Genomic DNA, 16,765 nt, shown 5'->3' with positions numbered 1-16,765 from the left:
AACACCCTTGAAAGATCGACAGCCTGGCCTTACCATCGACTAGAACCACATTTGTTGATTATGAAAAGTAATTTACGTCTTATCTACATTGTAGACGACGACCCGGATGACAGGCAGATTATCCTGGACGCATTTTTGGAAAAAAGTCCACAGATCGATTATGTTTTTATCGAAAATGCGGAAACCCTTCTGGAAACGCTCTACGCGGCAGAGGTTGAGCTCCCGGCACTTATCCTGCTCGACCTCAACATGCCCGGAATGATGGGCCTCCACGCCCTGAAGGAGATCAGAAGCAACCGGTTATTCAGCCAGATCCCCGTCATCGTACTCACTACGTCCACCCTCCACCAGGACAGGAAGACCTCTTACGAATTGGGTGCAAGCTGCTACATTCGAAAACCGGCCTCCTTCACCGAATTGGTGGAGATCACCGATGCCATCGTAAAACTCTGGTTGCATGAATATCAACCCCAGCCATCCCCTCCGGGTGGTAAAAAGAACATGGCCGGGGATTAAAAAAGTGTGGAATTTATTCTACAGTTTGTTTAATGATAATCCAGTAGATAGCAGAGGAATGGCTTTTGAAAACATATGGTAAAAGCATATAACATGAAAACACGTAAAATCATCTATTTTCTGTCCGTCCTGCTTTTCCTGTTCAGCTTCCGCGGATATAGCAGGGGACCATCCGACCGCAGTACGCCGGTTACCCTGCCCTCCAGGGAGGCGCTTGCCAATATGACAGAAGAGCAGAAACAAGCCCTCGTTGAGCAAATGAACGAAAGGGTAGAATACATCAAGAGCATGGACAAGTCAGCGCTGACAAAGGACGAGCGTAAGGAATTACGCACGGAATTGAAAGGCATGCGTAAAGAGTCCCGGCAGGTCAGTGGGGTATACATCTCTGTCGGCGCCCTGATCATCATCATTCTTTTGCTGATCCTCATCATTTAAAGGCCATACGTCAAAGAAAATTCATCTTTGAAGGCGGGGGGAGTAGTTTTACAACATAATAATAAAACGTATGGAACTGCTCACCCCCGCCATTTCGGCTCCATCTATCAAGGCGCCTGCGGCAACCGCCACCGCCCGCCTCCCCTTCATAGACAATCTCCGCTGGGTCATGATCATGCTCGTTCTAAGCATGCATGCCGCCGTTACCTATAGCGGCCACGGAAGCTGGTATTATAATGAAAAGACCCACCTCAGCCTTGGCGAAGAGTTCACCTTCGTCACCTACCAGGTCTTTCTCCAGTCCTTCTTTATGGGCCTGCTCTTTTTTGTTGCCGGCTATTTCGTGCCCGGCGCCTACGACCGCAAGGGTGGCCTCCGGTTCCTGCGCGACCGCGCCTACCGTCTGGGTCTGCCTTCCCTCCTCTGGATATTTGTCCTTCAACCCATCACAGGCTATTATGCGGCAGGCAACTGGGCAGCAGACGACCCCCACCGCAGCTTCCTGCGGGAATACGCGCATTACATCACCCGTGGCCGGTTCCTCTCCGGCAACGGTCCCTTATGGTTCTGCATTGCCCTGCTCTTCTTTTGTTGCGTCTATGCCGGCTGGCGCACGCTCGCATCCACCACCCGTAAAACATCCGCTGCTCCCCGACCTTTCCCACGCACCGCCGTCATCGCCGGTTTCATCGCGCTCATCGCCATTGCTACTTTCCTGGTACGCATCACCTGGCCAAACGGCACGAATTTTTACAACATGCAGTTTTGCTATTTCTCCCAATACGTCGCCTTTTTCATCGCCGGAACCCTCGCCTATCGCAACAGCTGGCTGACGACGCTACCGGCATCAACAGGCCGTCGCTGGGGCCGCATCGGGCGCCTGGGCGGGCTGGTGCTCTGGTTCGCACTGATCTTGCTGGGGGGAGCCCTGAAGGGCAATACGGCTCCCTATGACGGCGGCTGGCATTGGCAAAGCCTCGGCATGTCCACCCTGGAATCCCTGGCCGGTGTCGGCATCTCGCTGAGCCTCCTGACCCTCTTTCGCTCCAGCTTCAACAGCCAGGTGCCCCGTGTTAACGGCGGACGCGCCGCTTTCTTCTCCGCCAACGCCTTTGCCGTCTACGTCTTCCACCCACCCATCCTCATCGTCATCACCCGCCTCATCACCGGCTGGCACGGGGAAGCGCTGCTGAAATTTCTGGTCGCCACCGTGCTCAGCATCATCGTCACCTTTGCCCTTTCCGCATGGGTCTTCCGCCGCATCCCGCTGCTGAAAAACATTTTGTAAAATCGTACCTTACCCTCGTAATTAAGTAAAGAGAAGCCATGGATCTGCTCGCCCCCTCCATAACGACGACACCCACCACCCGGGCCCGCGCAGGCGCCCAGGCTGCCACCACCCGCCTGCTCTTCATCGATAACCTCCGCTGGGTGATGATCCTCCTGGTCATCAGCCAACATGCCGCCGTCACCTACAGCAACCAGGGAAAATGGTACTACAACGAACCCACTCACCTCAACCGGCTCGAAGAGTTCATCTTCTACACCTACGAGGTCTTCCTTCAGACCTTCTTCATGGGCATTCTGTTCTTTGTCGCCGGGTATTTCGTCCCCGGCGCCTACAACCGGAAAGGCCCCCGGCGCTTCGTGAAAGACCGCGCCTATCGCCTGGGCCTGCCTACATTGCTATACATGTTCTTTCTCGCACCCATCACGGGCTATCTTGGAGCCTACCGTCGGGCGGCAGGTGACCCCATCCGCACCTTCCTGCACGAATACTCGCAATATATCCTCCGAGGCAAATTCATCCTCGGCACCGGTCCGCTCTGGTTCTGCGTGGTCCTGCTCATCTTTTGTTGCATCTACGCCGCCTGGCGCATCCTCATTCCCTCCGAGCCTCCTCCGTCGGCTCAAGGCCCCGCCACACCCCGACCCTTCCCGCGTAACGTCGCCATTCTTGGCTTCATCGGCATCATCGCCCTGGCCACCTTCTTCATCCGCCTCTCCTGGCCGGTTGGCACAAACTTCTATAATATGCAGTTCTGTTATTTTCCCCAATATGTCGCCTTCTTCATAGCTGGAATACTTGCCTACCGCTTCAACTGGCTGATCACGATCACAACGTCCACCGGCAAACGCTGGGGCCTCATCGCCCTCGTTGGCGGCCTCGCTTTCTGGGTCGCCCTGCTTATCCTCGGCGGCGCATTCAACGGACAGACAGCCGCCTATCCCGGCGGCTGGCACTGGCAAAGCCTCGCCCTGTCAACGCTGGAGGCCTTCGCCGGCGTCGGCATCTCGCTGAGCCTCCTAACCCTCTTCCGTGAAAGCTTCAACTCCCAGGGGCCCCGTGTTAACGGCCGCCGCGCCGCCTTCTTCTCCGCCAACGCCTTTGCCGTCTATGTCTTTCACGCACCCATCCTCATCGCCATCTGCCGCACCATGGCCGGCTGGCACGGAGAAGCGCTGCTAAAGTTCGCCGTCGCTACCCTGCTCACCTTCGCCGTCACCAATGCTCTTTCCGCTGCCATCTTCCGGCGCATCCCGTTGCTGAAAAACATCCTGTAAACCATCACGCCATGCCACTCACCACCACTACACCGGAAAAAAAGAACAGCCTCTTTTGGAAATGGCTCTTCCCGCCCCTCTACGGGCTGGTCGTCTATGCCACCATCCGGCTGCTGCTCGACACCGTCACGGGGATGCGCTTCTGGCGTCGCCCCCTGCATCTGACGATCGAAGACCTCACCGCCTGCTTTGTCTTCAGCTACCTGTTCGTCGCCGCCTTCCGCTGGCTGCTCCGCTGGTTCGACAGGAAATGGCCGGCCGACGACCTCAGTTACCAACGCGTCCTCCGGGAATTATTCTATGTACTGCTGCTCAACCTGGTCTTCCAGAATGCCTTCCTCACCCCTTACGCCGCCTTCACCGACGATGGCATGCAATGGTACGACCTTGTGGATGTCAACACCATCCCGCTGCTCTATTCCCTCATATACTATGGCATCGTCCGCAGCAATACTTTCCTAAAAGCCTACATCGCAGGCAAGATCCAGCTGCAGCAGATCACCACCGACAAGCTGCAGACCGAACTGAAATTCCTCAAAGCGCAATACCACCCGCACTTCCTGTTCAACGCCCTCAACACCATCTATTTCCAGATGGACGAAGACGTGGCCGCCGCGAAACGAAGTGTAGAAAAATTCTCCGAACTGCTCCGCTACCAACTCTACGATCAGCAACAGACCGTACCCGTCAGCCAGGAAATACACTATCTCGACAATTTCATCCGCCTGCAACAGACCAGAAGCTCCGAAAAGCTCCTGCTTGAAACCGAGTTCGACCCACGCCTCGACACCCAACAGGTATACCCGCTGCTCTTCCTGCCCCTGGTGGAGAACGCCTTCAAATATGTGGGCGGCGAATACCACATAGGAATATCCGCCGAACTCAACAACGGCAATATCGAATTCCGCGTCACCAACAGTATCCCGACTCCTATACCCGAAAACAGCCGCTCTGACAAAGGCATCGGCCTGGAGAACCTCCGGCGCCGGCTGGAGCTCCTCTACCCCAACAAACATACCTTCACCGCCGGGAAAACGCAAAACGGCTTTTCCGCCGCACTCACCCTTCAATATTCGTAAGCTATGTCCACTCCGATAAAATGCATCATCACCGACGACGAACCCTTTGCCCGTAAAGGCCTTCAAGGCTACATCACACAGATCGATTTTCTCGATCTCAGAGGGATGTGCGAGAACGCCCTGGAATTGAATTCGCTGCTGAAGAAAGAACCGGTCGACCTGCTCTTCCTGGACATCGAAATGCCTTACATCACCGGCATCGATTTTCTGAAACAGCTGGCTACCCCGCCCCGCGTCATCTTCACAACGGCCTATGAGAAATATGCCCTCCAGGGCTTCGAGCTGGAAGTACTGGACTACCTGCTAAAACCCGTTTCCTTCGACCGCTTCCTGAAAGCGACAAACAAGGCCTTCGACTACTTCCGCCAGCAACACCATCCTACGGCAGCCGAAGACTATATCTTTGTAAAAGCAGACAGCCGCCTGGAAAAGATCGCCTTTGCCGACATCCTCTTCGCGGAGGCATTGGAGAACTATGTGGCCATCTATACCCGCGAGAAAAAGATCATCACCCATCTCACCCTCAAAATGCTGCAGGAAAAGCTGCCCGCCGCCGCCTTCGTCCAGCCACATAAATCCTATATCGTCGCCATCGACAAGATCAACTCCATCGAGGGGAACATTCTCCACATCACACAATTCCAGGTTCCCATCAGCAAGTACCAGAAAGAAGAGTTCATGGAGAAGATCGTCAACAGCAAATTGTTAAAGCGTTAACACCCCGTTGGCCAAAAGATGAGCGCATCTGGGAATTCACCAAGACCCTGCTGCTGACGGCCACCTACGATCAGCAATTCGACAAATACTTCGGGGAAGCCCTGGCCACCGCGGCGGCAGGCGGTCAGGCCTATGTCATTTACGACGCCATCACCGGAGAGATCATCGGCATGACACGCGTATACGACATCGATCATAAAGTGAAAAAAGCGACCATTGGTCACACCTGGTATACACCCGCTGTTTGGGGAAAGGTGCACAATAAAGCATGTAAATGGCTGCTCCTGCACTATCTCTTCGACACCCTGGGATTGATGCGCGTCGATTTCAAGGTGGCCAGCCAGAATATCCGCAGCCAACGAGCAGTGATGAAAATAGGGGCCGTGCCGGAAGGTATCCTACGTCGGTACACCCTCCGCAACGACGGCACTCCCACGGACACGCATTTTTTTTCCATTTTGGGCGATGAATGGCCTGAGAAGAAGATAAAATTGCAACAGATGGTAGAATCCCTGGCGCCCGCTCATTGATTCGTTTCACATCAGTTTCCTTCGCATCCACCAATCCGTCTGGGCATCCAGCCCGACAAAGAAGATATGTTCACCAAATCGTTCGAAGCCCCACTTACAGTAAAAGGCCTGCGCCCGGTGATTATGCTCCCATACACCCAGCCATACCCAATCGAACCCGCGCTCCTTTGCCACATCGAGACAGGCCCGCATCAGCGCCGGCCCCACACCCTTGCCGATCATCCGCTGCTCAGAATACAGCTGCACGATCTCGATGGCATGTAAGCCCTCCAATCCATGCGGCGGCTCCGACACCCGCAGCGATGCATAACCCGCCGGCTCACCCTCCACATACGCAAGTAAAAAGATGCGGCCGGGCGCACCCACTTCCGCCATCTGCTTTTCCCGGGGAAACTGCTCCTCCAGGAAAATACGCATATTCTCCGCCGTATTGTATTGGGCAAAGGAGTCGATAAAAGTCCTTCTGGCCACGTCGGCAATCAGCGCCGCATCCGCCGGCCCAGCTTCACGTATTTGGATATCAGTGTTTTCCATTGTTGCAAACTACATAAAACGCATCACTTGCACTAACGCCGCTTAGTGATTATCTTTACCTCCTGTCAAACCATCTTATGAAAACCTCTGGTATCCCTTATCCTGGCCTCGACATCCTACGAGCGCATTTTTTCTTTTTCCTCCTCCTACAGGCCCTGCTTCTCCCCTCTTCCACTGATGCACAATGCGGTGGCTGTTCCTACACCGAGACCGAACTCACCACAGGTGGAATGAGCACAATCCCCGCCGGTACAGTGGTCTGCATCACGACAAACACCTGCCTCGGCGCCACCTCCACCTATCCGGCCACCTGCCCCAACAGCGGCGCCGGCACCCTCACCATCAACGGCACGCTGCGCATCTGCCCCGGCGTTACCTTTAGCTTCGATGGCGCCATCAACGGCACCGGGAATATCGAGATCGGCGGCGGCGGCCGTATGAACCTCTATGGAACATATAGCTGTAATATTCATATGTCCGCCGTAGACCCGGACATCGCAACCGGCACATCCGCCTCCACCGCCGTCGGCGGCTGCAACAGCAGCGCATGCGAACCCCATTTCGCAGACGGTTATGCGCCCTTCGGTGTCGTCGCTACCGGGCTTGGCTACACCGTCAGCAACGGGCCATGCACCATCACCGGCTATCCCAGCAACACGGTGCTGCCGATAGCATTAGAGCAGTTTACCGCCGCCTGGCAGGGTGCTTCCATCCTACTCACGTGGACAACACCGGGCTTGGACCAGGGCTCCTGGTTCGAAGCAGACTATTCCACTGACGGCGTCACCTGGAAACCCTTTTCGAAAAAGATACCCGGCATCGACAATAATCCGGTGGCCCAATATTCCTGGCTGGCGACACCACCACCGGCCGCCCGGTACTTCTTCCACCTCCGCTATGAGGATGCAGTGGGCAACAGCAGCTATAGTTCCGTAATCACACTCGACAATAACTCTACGGACTCCCACGGCATCATCATCGAACCCAACCCCGTCCATTCGACGCTGTCGGTGCGCACCACAACATCCCGTCACTATACACTGCAATTGCTGGACGTCACCGGCAAACCCATCCTCCGCCTGCCCGGCAATCCCAGCGGCGAATACGATCTGTCGGGGCTCGCCACCGGCACGTATTTGATGCTCGTTATCACCGATGACGGCAACACTTCCATAAAACGACTGACAAAATTATAGTCTGCACCTATCAGCTCTCCGCCGTGGGCGCCGCCGGGGCGACATTCGCACCACGCCGGTGATAGAGCAACCGCAACAGCGACGGCAACACGATAAGCAACAGGGGCAGCGCGATCACAAAACCACCGATAACGGCAATCGCCAGCGGCTGATGCAGCTGCGCTCCCGCACCGATGCCAAGGGCCAGGGGCATCAGGGCGATAATGGCTCCCAGGGCCGTCATCAGCTTTGGCCGCAACCGGGTGGATATGGCATAGATCACGGCCTCGTCTACCGTTTTCGTAGCCAGGCTGTCCCTGAACTGCAAAAAGGTAAAGATGGCGTTCTCCCCGATGATACCAACGATCATGATCAGTCCGGTATAGCTGCCTACATTAAGTGGGGTATGTGTAAAATAGAGGGCCAGATAGCTGCCGGAGATGCCGAGTACCGCGACCAGCAGGATGACCAGGGCCACCAGGAACCGCCGGTATAAGAAGAGAATGACCCCAAAGACAAGCAGGCTGGCGGTGATGAGAATGATCAGCAGCTCACCAAAGGATTGTTGTTGATCGGCATAAGCTCCGCCATAGGTGATATGATAGCCCTGCGGCAATACGATCTTCGAACTCACCTCCTGTTGGATATCGCGCATAGTGCTGCCCAGGTCGCGCCCTTCCAGCCGGCCCGTAACTACACCCATGGATTGCAGGTTCTCCCGCTGGATCTCCGCATCACCGGCCTTGATGGTCACAGTAGCCAATTCGGTGATAGGCTTCAGCTTTCCATCCGGCAGAAATATCTGTTGCCGGCCGATATCGGTCACGCTGAGCGTCCTGCTGCCGGGATAGACCATGCGGATATTGGTCAGCTGCTCTTTTTCAGGAAGCGTGCCCACGATATTTCCTTCCAGGGCGGTCTGTAGCTGGTATTGCAGGTTGGCAGGGGTAAGACCGAACTGCGCCAGGCGGGCATAGTTCGGTTCGATGCTCACCGACGGACCGGCAATGACGATCCCATTGAACACATCAGCCGTGCCCTCCACCTTCGACACCAGGCCGGCCACCTGCATCGATAGGTCATGTAGCCTGGTCTGGTCATCCCCAAAGATCTTTATTTCGATCGGCTGAACAGACGTCATCAGGTCACCAAGCATATCCCCGATCACCTGCCCGAAATCCACCCGCAACGCTGGTTGCGTGGCCTCTATCTGCTTACGGATATCACTGATCACATCATCCGTCGACTTCGTCCTGTCCGTCTTCAGCTGTATCAGGTAATCCCCCGTATTGGGTTCGGTGATAAAAAATCCCATCTGCGTCCCGGTACGCCGGGAATAGGCCTGAACTTCCGGCGTCGCCACGATGATCTTCTCCACTTCCCGCAGCATCCGGTCCGTCTCCTGCAGGGAGGTGCCCGGCGGCGAGCTATAATCAAACACGATGCTGCCTTCATCCATCTCGGGCAAAAAACCCGTCTCCAGTTGCGGCAGGATATACCAGATAGACCAGCCCAGCGCCCCTATGATGATAAGGCTCAGCCAGGGCCGGCGGATAAAGAAGGCGACCCAGCGCTGGTTCTTCACATTGTGCGGCTTCAGCTGCTTGCGCGGCTTCTTCCGCTCCCCGGTCAACAGCAGGTACACCACCGGCAGCCCGATCCACGTCACGAAGAATGAACAGACCAGTGTAATGATCATCGTGTTCGTCAGCACCTTGAAATAAGCGCCCGCAACCCCGCTCATCAGCACAAAAGGCACAAAGATGACGATAGTGCTGATAGAGGAACCCAGCATGGCCGGGAAGAGATAGTGAATGGCCTTTTGCACCAGCGTCATGGACGACTCGTCCGGATGCTCTTCATGCGTGCGGTGTATCTGCTCCACCACCACGATGGCGTCATCGATGATAAGCCCGATAGCTGCGGCAATAGCGCCCAGTGTCATGATATTGAAGGTATACCCAAGAGCATAAAGGACTATCAGCGTCAGGAAAAGGGTCAGGGGAATGGTGATGAGGATCGTTGTGCTGGCTTTCAGACTGCGCAAAAAGATAATTGCAACAATAATAGCCAGGGCCAGCCCTATCCAAAGACTGTCCGTAACACTCTTCACCGAGGTATTGACAAAATCCGCTTGAATATAGTATGGTTGGATGGTCACCCCCTTCGGGAGTATCTTCTGCAGATCGGCCACCTTCGCCTCCATCGCCTTCGACATGTCGATGAGATTGGCCGCGGGCTGCTTGATGACGGCAACAAGCACAGCATCTCTTCCGTTGGCGTTGATCCGCGTATATTCCACGGCTTCCTTTATATCGATGGCGGCAATATCGCGCAACAGCACCACCCTTTTACCGGTGTTACGGACGACAATATTCCCCACATCATCCTTGGTGTGAACGGTGGCATCCGTCACCGTAAGATAGAGAAAATGATAGTCCGCCAGGTAACCGTTCGATTTGACAAAACCCGTCTGCCCGATCGCCGTATTCAGCATATCGGGAGTGATCGACAAGGTGCTCATCTTTTGGGCATCCAGCGTGATCCAGTATTCTTTGTTTCTCCCCCCGATGATCCTCACCTCGGAGACGCCCGCCACCTGGGACAGGAATGGCTTGACGGTATAGTTCGCCAGCATCTTGAGCTCAATTGCGCTCTTGTTATGACTTTCCAGCGTATAGCCCATCACCGGCAGGATGGAAGGATTCATTTTCTCCACGGTGATCTGCGCCTCCGCCGGCAGATCATTCTTTATCTCGGCAATCCTCGACTCTATCTGCTGTTGGGCGAGATTGATATCCGCCTTCCAGTCCATAAAGGCCGAGATCTCACAGCTGCCACGGCTGGTGGTGCTGCGGACGTATAACAGATCGGGCACCCGCTTGATGGCGTTCTCCAGCGGCTTGGTGACGGTGACCATCATCTTGTTGACAGGCTGAAGCCCGGCATCCGCAATGATCTTTATCTTCGGAAAAGTGATCTCGGGAAACAAAGAGGTCTGCAGCCTGCTATAGGCGAACATCCCGCCAAAGATGATCAGCACCAGCGTAACGGTGAGCGGGTTCTTATAAGCGACAAAAAAATTTTTCATGGGTTTGCCTCCTTCTCTGTCTCGACCTTCACTTTCGCCGTATCCGGCAGCCCATAGTTGCCCGTAACCAGTATCTTGTCGGTCGGGGCAAACTGCGGAGAGAGTATCTCCACCCTGTCCTTCGTCTCTATGCCCTTCTTCACAGGAACTTTGACGGCCTTCGTGCTGTCGATCAGTTTCATCACCCAGAAATCACTTTCCGTCTCGTCGGTGAGCAGGGCGGCCTTGGGCAGGGATTGCGTATTGGGCTTCGCGGTCTTCAGGATCCTCACCTTGGCGACAAGATTTTCCGGGATAGCCGATGAAGTCGATACCCTGATCACTACATTCTGGGTCTGGGAGACCGAGTCCACCGTCGGCATTACCTCGCCGATCGTGCCATTCAGCTTCGTACCATCGGGCAAGATCAGCTCCACGCTTCTTTTTCCCAGCACAAAGGGCCGCAGCTCATAAGGCAGATCGAGAAGGAACACAAAGCTGTTGCGATCGCTGATAACAGCCAGCTGCTCCCCGTCCTGTACATAATCCCCGGACTGGTGGTTCAGCTGTGTGAGATAGCCGTGCTGGTTGGCCTTTATCGTATTGACACCGGAGAATTTCAGTGTCGAGTCGAGTATCTTGATGCTGTTGCCGATGCTCCGGGCCTCCTTGGTCTGCAAGGTGAACAGGGGCTGCCCCACTTCCACGTACTTGCCGGGATAGACATCCGCTGACTGCAGATAACCGTTGGCATTGGCTTTTACATAACTCTTTTGCAAAAACGCGGAGACGGCATTCAGCTCGATATAGTCGTCGAGACTGTTGCGGTCGACCGTGGTGACGGTGACGGGTGTCCCCTCGTCTACGGAGTCCGTACCTTCGCCTGCCGGCTTTTCCGCAGTGGCCGAATCCTTTCCGCCTTCCGCCTTATCGGGTCCGCCTTTTCCCTGTGCCCCACAAGCCGCCAGCATCGCCGCTGCCAGTGAGATGATCACCCATCGCCCTATACGTAAGTTTGTATTCATCGATTCCAATAATTGATCTGGTTAATGATCTGCAGCCGCGTAATATTGTTTTGCGTCAGCAGGTTCTTTGCACTGAGATAGTTGCTCAGCGCGATGATATAATCCGCGATCTTCGCATCCCCCGTCCCAAGCAGCTTCCCGTTGACATCGATCAGCGTCTGCGAATACTTCACCTGCTCGTCTATCTGCCCGATCAGGTCCTCCGTAGCCTGCAACTGCTGCCGCAGCTGCGCTATCTGCTGGCTATACTGGCTGGTGAAAAAATCCTTATAATTGCTCCGCGTACGCTCGGCGATGTCCAGTTTGCTGTATTGCATCTTCCGCTGGTGGCCGTCATAGATGGGAACCGTCACCGTGACACCAAAGCTCGTTCCGAAATTCTTATACCCTTGATAGGCGAATGTCGAGGAAAAACCGCCATCCGCATAAAGACTGGCCTTTGGCCGGTAGCTGTAGTCGACCAGCGACCGGTTGTTGCGCAGTTTCAGACTGTCCAGGTGAAATTGCCGGAAGAAGACGGAGTTGGCAATATCCGGCAATGACTGCAGCTGGATACGCGGATCATCGAGCAGGGTTGCCGACGTATCGACGATGCCGCAGAGATAGTTCAGCGTCCCATGGTCGTTGCGGAACTGGATCTCCAGCTGTCGCAGCAGCAACCCCTCCTGCTTCATCGTTACCAGGAAGGTGAGATAGTCGGTCTGCCGGTAAACATTCTTTTCCGTCAGGTCTTTCAGCAACACTTCCTCCCGCTGCAGCAGCGCATAGACATCCCGGTTGAAGGTCAATTGCTGGAGATCGCCATAGGTGGTAATGTATTGAGCAGTGACGCTCTTCTTCAGATCCTGCTCCGAAACCTTGGACGAATTCCGGATGCCCTGGCCCTGCAAACGAATGGTTTGGTATTCTGCGTCCAGGTGCTTTTGCCCGATAAGAGTCTTATTCACTCCTACCACGGTCGTAAAACTACCGCCATTGGAGATGGCTTGGTCATATCCCCATCCACTGTTGAGGGTAGGCGCCCATGTGTTGACGCTGGAGCCAGTCACTTGTGGCCGGTAACTCGCCCGGATGATCTGGCTGTCCACTTGCCCTGCCAACACCTGGTTCTGATAATCCTTCAGCAGGGGGCTATTCTGCAAGGCCTGGTCGATGTAGTAATCCAGCCGGGTAACGGGCTGTCCCTTGACTACCAAACAACCCGTCAATGCCAATCCGAGAAGTAAATTGCGCAACATATTATTTGTCAGGCCCCTATAATCGGCCATGGCAAAAGTATTCCAGCATCCTGTCGAAATTCTGGATGCCCTCTCTGGACCAACCGGACATGATTTTCATTACCTTCACTTCGCCGATCAAAACCGTGAAATACACCGATGTCCCGCCCCTTGTTTATCCTCCTTTTCCTGCTTGCCGCCGCCGGGGGCTTTGCCCAACAGCTTACCTATAAACAATTCACCGTCAAGGATGGATTACCGGGGGCGGTCGTTTATCATGCCCTGCAGGACCGCAAAGGGTTCATCTGGTTTGCCACCAACCAGGGAGTTAGCCGGTTCGACGGGCGGACATTCCGTAATTACACCCGGGAAGATGGCCTGCCGGATAACGAGATCCTGAAGCTCTACCTGGACAAATCCGATAACATCTGGTTTATTCCCCTCAATGGCGAGCCGGCCGTGTTGTATAAGGATTCCATCATTCACTTTCCCGACTGCAGACGGGTGCGGTCTATCTGTGAGGATTGGCTCACCGGTTCCATCCACCTGCTGATGAGGGATTTTCCCACCAATCTTTGCGGGTATTACCGTTCTGCCAATACTCCCGGCCACTGGAAATTTTCACCTGTTCTTCAACCAGTGATACAAGCAGCCACCATTCCCAGCCTGAGGGCTTCCTCCCCCTCGAAAGTCAACTTCTATTTTTCGCTCGGTCCAACTGAATGGGATGAAAGGCTGCTCATCAGGGACACCGTGTCGGAAAAGTGGTACGATTTCCGCCAGGATCCACGACGATATGGGTTGAACTTCAACCCGGAATATTGCATGGGCCTCACGCATGACAATACGGGCATTCTGTTCTTCGCCGGTGATTCCCTATACCATGCAAACCTGCATCAATTGAATCCCCTGCTGGCGCTTCCCGACCTGTTCTCCAACGTCAAAAGGAAAGATGCCATCAATACCCTATTCAGCGAGTCTGATTCCGTACTATGGCTCTGTACAAGGGGCAGTGGTTTGCTATGCATCCGGAACGTACTGGGATCACACCGGTCCATTTATCATTTATTCGATAGCGTGTTTTGTACCAGCATCCTCAAAGACAGGGAAGAAGGCTACTGGATCACTACTTATAACGATGGCGTTTATTATCTGCCCAATCTTTCCTTCCATTCCGTCGCCTGTCGGGGTTTTGCCGGCACCAGCGTACAGTGCATCAGGTCCCTGGATACACAACGAATAGCCGCCGGCTTTGCGGATGGCAATTTCATGATCATCGACCGGACGGATATGCGTTACCGGTCGTTCCCCGGTTGGGCAGCCCGGAATAGAAACTACCGGGTCCTGGATATCCAACCTTTTTCGCATCATACCTTTTTGATAGCGACGGATGTGGGGTTGTATCAGGGCTCGGAAACCGGTGTTTTCAGGAGACAAGGGGGATGGTGGACTGGCGCTATCAAGGACATTTTTGTTCGGCGGGACGATTCAGTGCTGGTAGGTTTCGTGAACGGCATCCTGCTGGAAGGACCTGCACTAGGCGCCGGAAGAAGGATGGACTTGGGTCGGGCTACTTGCGTCAGCGGCCTGGGGGATGATTGGCTTTGGGGTAGCCAGCACGGCATGTATCTTGACCACATGGGTATCATCCTTGATCTTGGGCGACAATACCCAGAACTGGCAGGGATTATCCATCACATCGATATCGCTCCCGATTCGGCGATCTGGGTGGCCACTCCTGACGGCATCGCAATACTGAAAGGCGGGCGGCTACAACACATCGGGAAAGCGCAGGGCCTCCCGACCAATTTATGCAAGCAGGTGTCTTTTGACAAACGGACCGCCTGGGTGGCCACTGATAAAGGTATTGCGCGCATCGACTACCGTTGGCAGGGTGGTCGCCTATCCTGCTCCATATCGACCATTACAGAACAAGACGGGCTTATCGCCGACGACGTGAACCGAACCGCCGTCAGCGGCGACTATATCTGGGCGGCCACCGCCAGAGGCATCTCCTACTTTCCAAAGGAGTATAGGAGCCACCCCGTGGGGCATCCGCTGATCAATATCACCCGGATCATTGCCGGCGGCGTACCAACAGCAATATCCGACACAATCCTTATCCCCACTTCCAGGAATAAATTATTCATGGAACTGTCGGGTATTTCTTTCCGCAGCGGCAAACAGATGCACTTTGAATATCGCCTGAAAGGATTGGACAGCAATTGGAGCAACCTCGCAGACAACACCATCGAATTTCCTGCTTTGCCTTTTGGCAATTTTACCTTCGAAGCCCGTGCCGTGGATAGGTGGGGCAATAAGAGCCTGCTGCCGGGGCGCATCGTCGTCCTTCACCCGCCTCCTTTCTGGCGAACCGCCTGGTTCAGCCTGTTGTCCTATCTGATCATGGCTGCCCTCATCGGCCTGGGTTTTTACCTGGTTCACCGCCGGCAGCAACAAAAAAGAGAAAAAGAATACCTGTTGAAAAGAAAAATGCACGAATTGGAAATGATGGCCCTGCGCGCACAGATGAATCCCCATTTCATTTTTAACTGTCTCTCCTCCATCCAGTATCATATCTTGCGAACCGATATAGATAATGCAAACGATTACCTGTATAAATTTTCCACCCTGATGCGGCAGATCCTGCAACACAGCACCGCCTCCACCATCTCTTTGAAGGAAGAAATAAAGACCCTTGAGTTGTACCTGGAAATGGAAAAGCTGCGGATGGGCGATAAAATGGAATACCACATCGAGGTATCCAACAACCTGGACCCGGATGTTCTCTGCATCCCGGCCATGATCATTCAGCCTTATATCGAAAACGCCATCAAACACGGGGTTGCTCCGCTGAAGAATACCACCGGCCTCATCCGGATAAGCATCAGTCGTTCCGACGGATATATTGAATGCTGCATCGACGACAATGGGCCTGGCATCCATGCGTCCCATCTCAATGGTGTCCCGGGGAGAGCCGGCCATATTTCACTGGGCACCAGCATTACTGCCAGGCGCATAGATACGATCAATGCCATTGAAAGGAATAAGATACAGGTAAAAGTGACTGATAAGCGAGAATCCGGACTTCCGGAAACCGGCACCCTTATTAACCTCTCTTTCCCCATTTCAACCATCTAACCATGCCTATTAACACCGTTATTATCGAGGATGAAGAAAAAAGTCTCTGTGTTTTGAAAGATTTCATCGATCGGCTGGCCCCGGACCTGCAGGTTTGCGGCACGGCCGGGCACATCGATGATGCCGTCGGGCTTATTCTCTCTACAGCGCCGCACCTTGTTTTCCTGGATATCTGCATTGCGGACGGTCTGGGTTTTGACGTACTGAAAAGGGTGCCCCAGGGGAATTTCGAACTCATCTGCATTACGGCGTATGACGATTATGCCATCGATGCCTTCCAGCATGCAGCCGTCGATTATCTTTTGAAGCCGTTGGGCATTCAGCCATTCAAGGACGCGGTGGCGCGGGTCCGGAAAAGGGTGGAAGAAAAGGTGCATTATAAAGCGGTAGAAGCACTGCTGCGCAACCAGGGTCAGCAGAACAGCCAGGATCAGAAGATAGGCATCCCAACCATCAACGGTTGCGATTTCATCGACATGAAGGACATCCTATGGTGCAAGTCGGACGGCCATTACACCACCTTCTATCTCATCGACAAATCCCGGATCATGTCCACCCGCAATCTCGGCGCCTATGAGGAAATGCTCAGCCACAACAATTTCTTCCGCATCCACCACAGCGCCATTATCAACATGCGCTGGATCAAGACCTACATCAAAGGCAAAGGCGGATACGTAGTGCTCACCGACGGCACCGAACTGGAGATCTCGCAGCGCCGCAAGGGCGAATTCCTGGAGAAATTCCAGCTGTGAGGCCGC

The 16,765-nt window shown here is 54.4% G+C and carries 14 protein-coding genes; 10 read left to right on the top strand and 4 right to left on the bottom strand.

Annotated elements, in window-relative coordinates; genetic code table 11:
- The first annotated feature begins 60 nt into the window (after positions 1-60).
- The 7 genes from IEY39_RS01200 to IEY39_RS01170 all read left to right on the top strand — a co-directional run bounded on the left by IEY39_RS01200 (position 61) and on the right by IEY39_RS01170 (position 5,845).
- Entirely contained in the window at positions 61-516 is a 456-nt protein-coding gene (locus IEY39_RS01200; RefSeq protein ID WP_188927688.1) for a response regulator, read from the top strand.
- Positions 517-609: 93 nt separating this feature from the next.
- Positions 610-954 (top strand): hypothetical protein, encoded by a 345-nt coding sequence (locus IEY39_RS01195; protein ID WP_188927682.1) that lies wholly within the window; start codon positions 610-612, stop codon positions 952-954.
- Positions 955-1,024: 70 nt separating this feature from the next.
- Positions 1,025-2,242 (top strand): acyltransferase family protein, encoded by a 1,218-nt coding sequence (locus IEY39_RS01190; RefSeq protein ID WP_188927680.1) that lies wholly within the window; start codon positions 1,025-1,027, stop codon positions 2,240-2,242.
- A 38-nt stretch (positions 2,243-2,280) separates the two neighbouring features.
- Positions 2,281-3,519 carry an acyltransferase family protein gene (locus tag IEY39_RS01185; protein ID WP_188927679.1) on the top strand — a complete coding sequence of 413 codons (1,239 nt, stop codon included), beginning with the start codon at positions 2,281-2,283 and terminating at the stop codon, positions 3,517-3,519.
- An 11-nt stretch (positions 3,520-3,530) separates the two neighbouring features.
- Positions 3,531-4,598: a sensor histidine kinase gene (locus IEY39_RS01180; RefSeq protein WP_229688720.1), complete on the top strand. Its 1,068-nt coding sequence runs from the start codon at positions 3,531-3,533 to the stop codon at positions 4,596-4,598.
- A gap of 3 nt (positions 4,599-4,601) precedes the next feature.
- Complete coding sequence (locus IEY39_RS01175; RefSeq protein WP_188927677.1) at positions 4,602-5,315, top strand: LytR/AlgR family response regulator transcription factor; 714 nt, start codon at positions 4,602-4,604, stop codon at positions 5,313-5,315.
- Positions 5,237-5,845 carry a GNAT family N-acetyltransferase gene (locus tag IEY39_RS01170; RefSeq protein ID WP_188930300.1) on the top strand — a complete coding sequence of 203 codons (609 nt, stop codon included), beginning with the start codon at positions 5,237-5,239 and terminating at the stop codon, positions 5,843-5,845. The genes IEY39_RS01175 and IEY39_RS01170 overlap by 79 nt, the downstream gene beginning before the upstream one ends.
- A 6-nt stretch (positions 5,846-5,851) precedes the next feature.
- Here the strand turns inward: IEY39_RS01170 and IEY39_RS01165 are convergent, their stop codons facing one another.
- A complete protein-coding gene (locus IEY39_RS01165; protein ID WP_188927675.1) occupies positions 5,852-6,379 on the bottom strand; it encodes a GNAT family N-acetyltransferase in 528 nt (175 codons plus the stop codon).
- A 77-nt stretch (positions 6,380-6,456) separates the two neighbouring features.
- On the opposite strand from IEY39_RS01165, the gene IEY39_RS01160 reads away from it, so the two are divergent.
- Positions 6,457-7,575: a T9SS type A sorting domain-containing protein gene (locus IEY39_RS01160; RefSeq protein ID WP_188927674.1), complete on the top strand. Its 1,119-nt coding sequence runs from the start codon at positions 6,457-6,459 to the stop codon at positions 7,573-7,575.
- A 10-nt stretch (positions 7,576-7,585) separates the two neighbouring features.
- Here the strand turns inward: IEY39_RS01160 and IEY39_RS01155 are convergent, their stop codons facing one another.
- From IEY39_RS01155 to IEY39_RS01145, 3 genes are read right to left on the bottom strand one after another with little or no spacing between them, the layout of a single operon-like run.
- Positions 7,586-10,645 carry an efflux RND transporter permease subunit gene (locus IEY39_RS01155; RefSeq protein WP_188927671.1) on the bottom strand — a complete coding sequence of 1,020 codons (3,060 nt, stop codon included), beginning with the start codon at positions 10,643-10,645 and terminating at the stop codon, positions 7,586-7,588.
- On the bottom strand, positions 10,642-11,649 hold the full coding sequence (locus IEY39_RS01150) for an efflux RND transporter periplasmic adaptor subunit (RefSeq protein ID WP_229688719.1): 1,008 nt from the start codon (positions 11,647-11,649) through the stop codon (positions 10,642-10,644). Before IEY39_RS01150 ends, IEY39_RS01155 begins: the two co-directional genes overlap by 4 nt.
- Positions 11,646-12,887: a TolC family protein gene (locus IEY39_RS01145; RefSeq protein ID WP_188927669.1), complete on the bottom strand. Its 1,242-nt coding sequence runs from the start codon at positions 12,885-12,887 to the stop codon at positions 11,646-11,648. The genes IEY39_RS01150 and IEY39_RS01145 overlap by 4 nt, the downstream gene beginning before the upstream one ends.
- Positions 12,888-13,025: 138 nt before the next feature.
- Between IEY39_RS01145 and IEY39_RS01140 the strand changes: the two genes are divergently transcribed.
- Together IEY39_RS01140 and IEY39_RS01135 are read left to right on the top strand one after the other, a co-directional pair.
- On the top strand, positions 13,026-16,007 hold the full coding sequence (locus IEY39_RS01140) for a sensor histidine kinase (protein WP_188927667.1): 2,982 nt from the start codon (positions 13,026-13,028) through the stop codon (positions 16,005-16,007).
- A 2-nt stretch (positions 16,008-16,009) separates the two neighbouring features.
- Positions 16,010-16,759: a LytR/AlgR family response regulator transcription factor gene (locus IEY39_RS01135; protein ID WP_188927665.1), complete on the top strand. Its 750-nt coding sequence runs from the start codon at positions 16,010-16,012 to the stop codon at positions 16,757-16,759.
- Positions 16,760-16,765 lie beyond the last annotated feature (6 nt).

Origin of the sequence: Puia dinghuensis, assembly GCF_014642875.1 — a bacterium.
GTDB classification, from domain to species: Bacteria; Bacteroidota; Bacteroidia; order Chitinophagales; family Chitinophagaceae; genus Puia; species Puia dinghuensis.
Note: the sequence above shows the minus strand (reverse complement) of the source record. Positions and strands in the feature narration are given on the sequence as shown.

Excerpts from the sequence above, each read along its gene's own strand:
- IEY39_RS01200 (WP_188927688.1), top strand. The coding sequence starts at position 61 with ATGAAAAGTAATTTACGTCTTATCTACATTGTAGACGACGACCCGGAT.
- IEY39_RS01180 (WP_229688720.1), top strand. The coding sequence starts at position 3,531 with ATGCCACTCACCACCACTACACCGGAAAAAAAGAACAGCCTCTTTTGG.
- IEY39_RS01190 (WP_188927680.1), top strand. The coding sequence starts at position 1,025 with ATGGAACTGCTCACCCCCGCCATTTCGGCTCCATCTATCAAGGCGCCT.
- IEY39_RS01165 (WP_188927675.1), bottom strand. The coding sequence starts at position 6,379 with ATGGAAAACACTGATATCCAAATACGTGAAGCTGGGCCGGCGGATGCG.
- IEY39_RS01150 (WP_229688719.1), bottom strand. The coding sequence starts at position 11,649 with ATGAATACAAACTTACGTATAGGGCGATGGGTGATCATCTCACTGGCA.
- IEY39_RS01155 (WP_188927671.1), bottom strand. The coding sequence starts at position 10,645 with ATGAAAAATTTTTTTGTCGCTTATAAGAACCCGCTCACCGTTACGCTG.
- IEY39_RS01195 (WP_188927682.1), top strand. The coding sequence starts at position 610 with ATGAAAACACGTAAAATCATCTATTTTCTGTCCGTCCTGCTTTTCCTG.
- IEY39_RS01145 (WP_188927669.1), bottom strand. The coding sequence starts at position 12,887 with ATGTTGCGCAATTTACTTCTCGGATTGGCATTGACGGGTTGTTTGGTA.
- IEY39_RS01175 (WP_188927677.1), top strand. The coding sequence starts at position 4,602 with ATGTCCACTCCGATAAAATGCATCATCACCGACGACGAACCCTTTGCC.
- IEY39_RS01140 (WP_188927667.1), top strand. The coding sequence starts at position 13,026 with ATGTCCCGCCCCTTGTTTATCCTCCTTTTCCTGCTTGCCGCCGCCGGG.
- IEY39_RS01160 (WP_188927674.1), top strand. The coding sequence starts at position 6,457 with ATGAAAACCTCTGGTATCCCTTATCCTGGCCTCGACATCCTACGAGCG.
- IEY39_RS01185 (WP_188927679.1), top strand. The coding sequence starts at position 2,281 with ATGGATCTGCTCGCCCCCTCCATAACGACGACACCCACCACCCGGGCC.
- IEY39_RS01135 (WP_188927665.1), top strand. The coding sequence starts at position 16,010 with ATGCCTATTAACACCGTTATTATCGAGGATGAAGAAAAAAGTCTCTGT.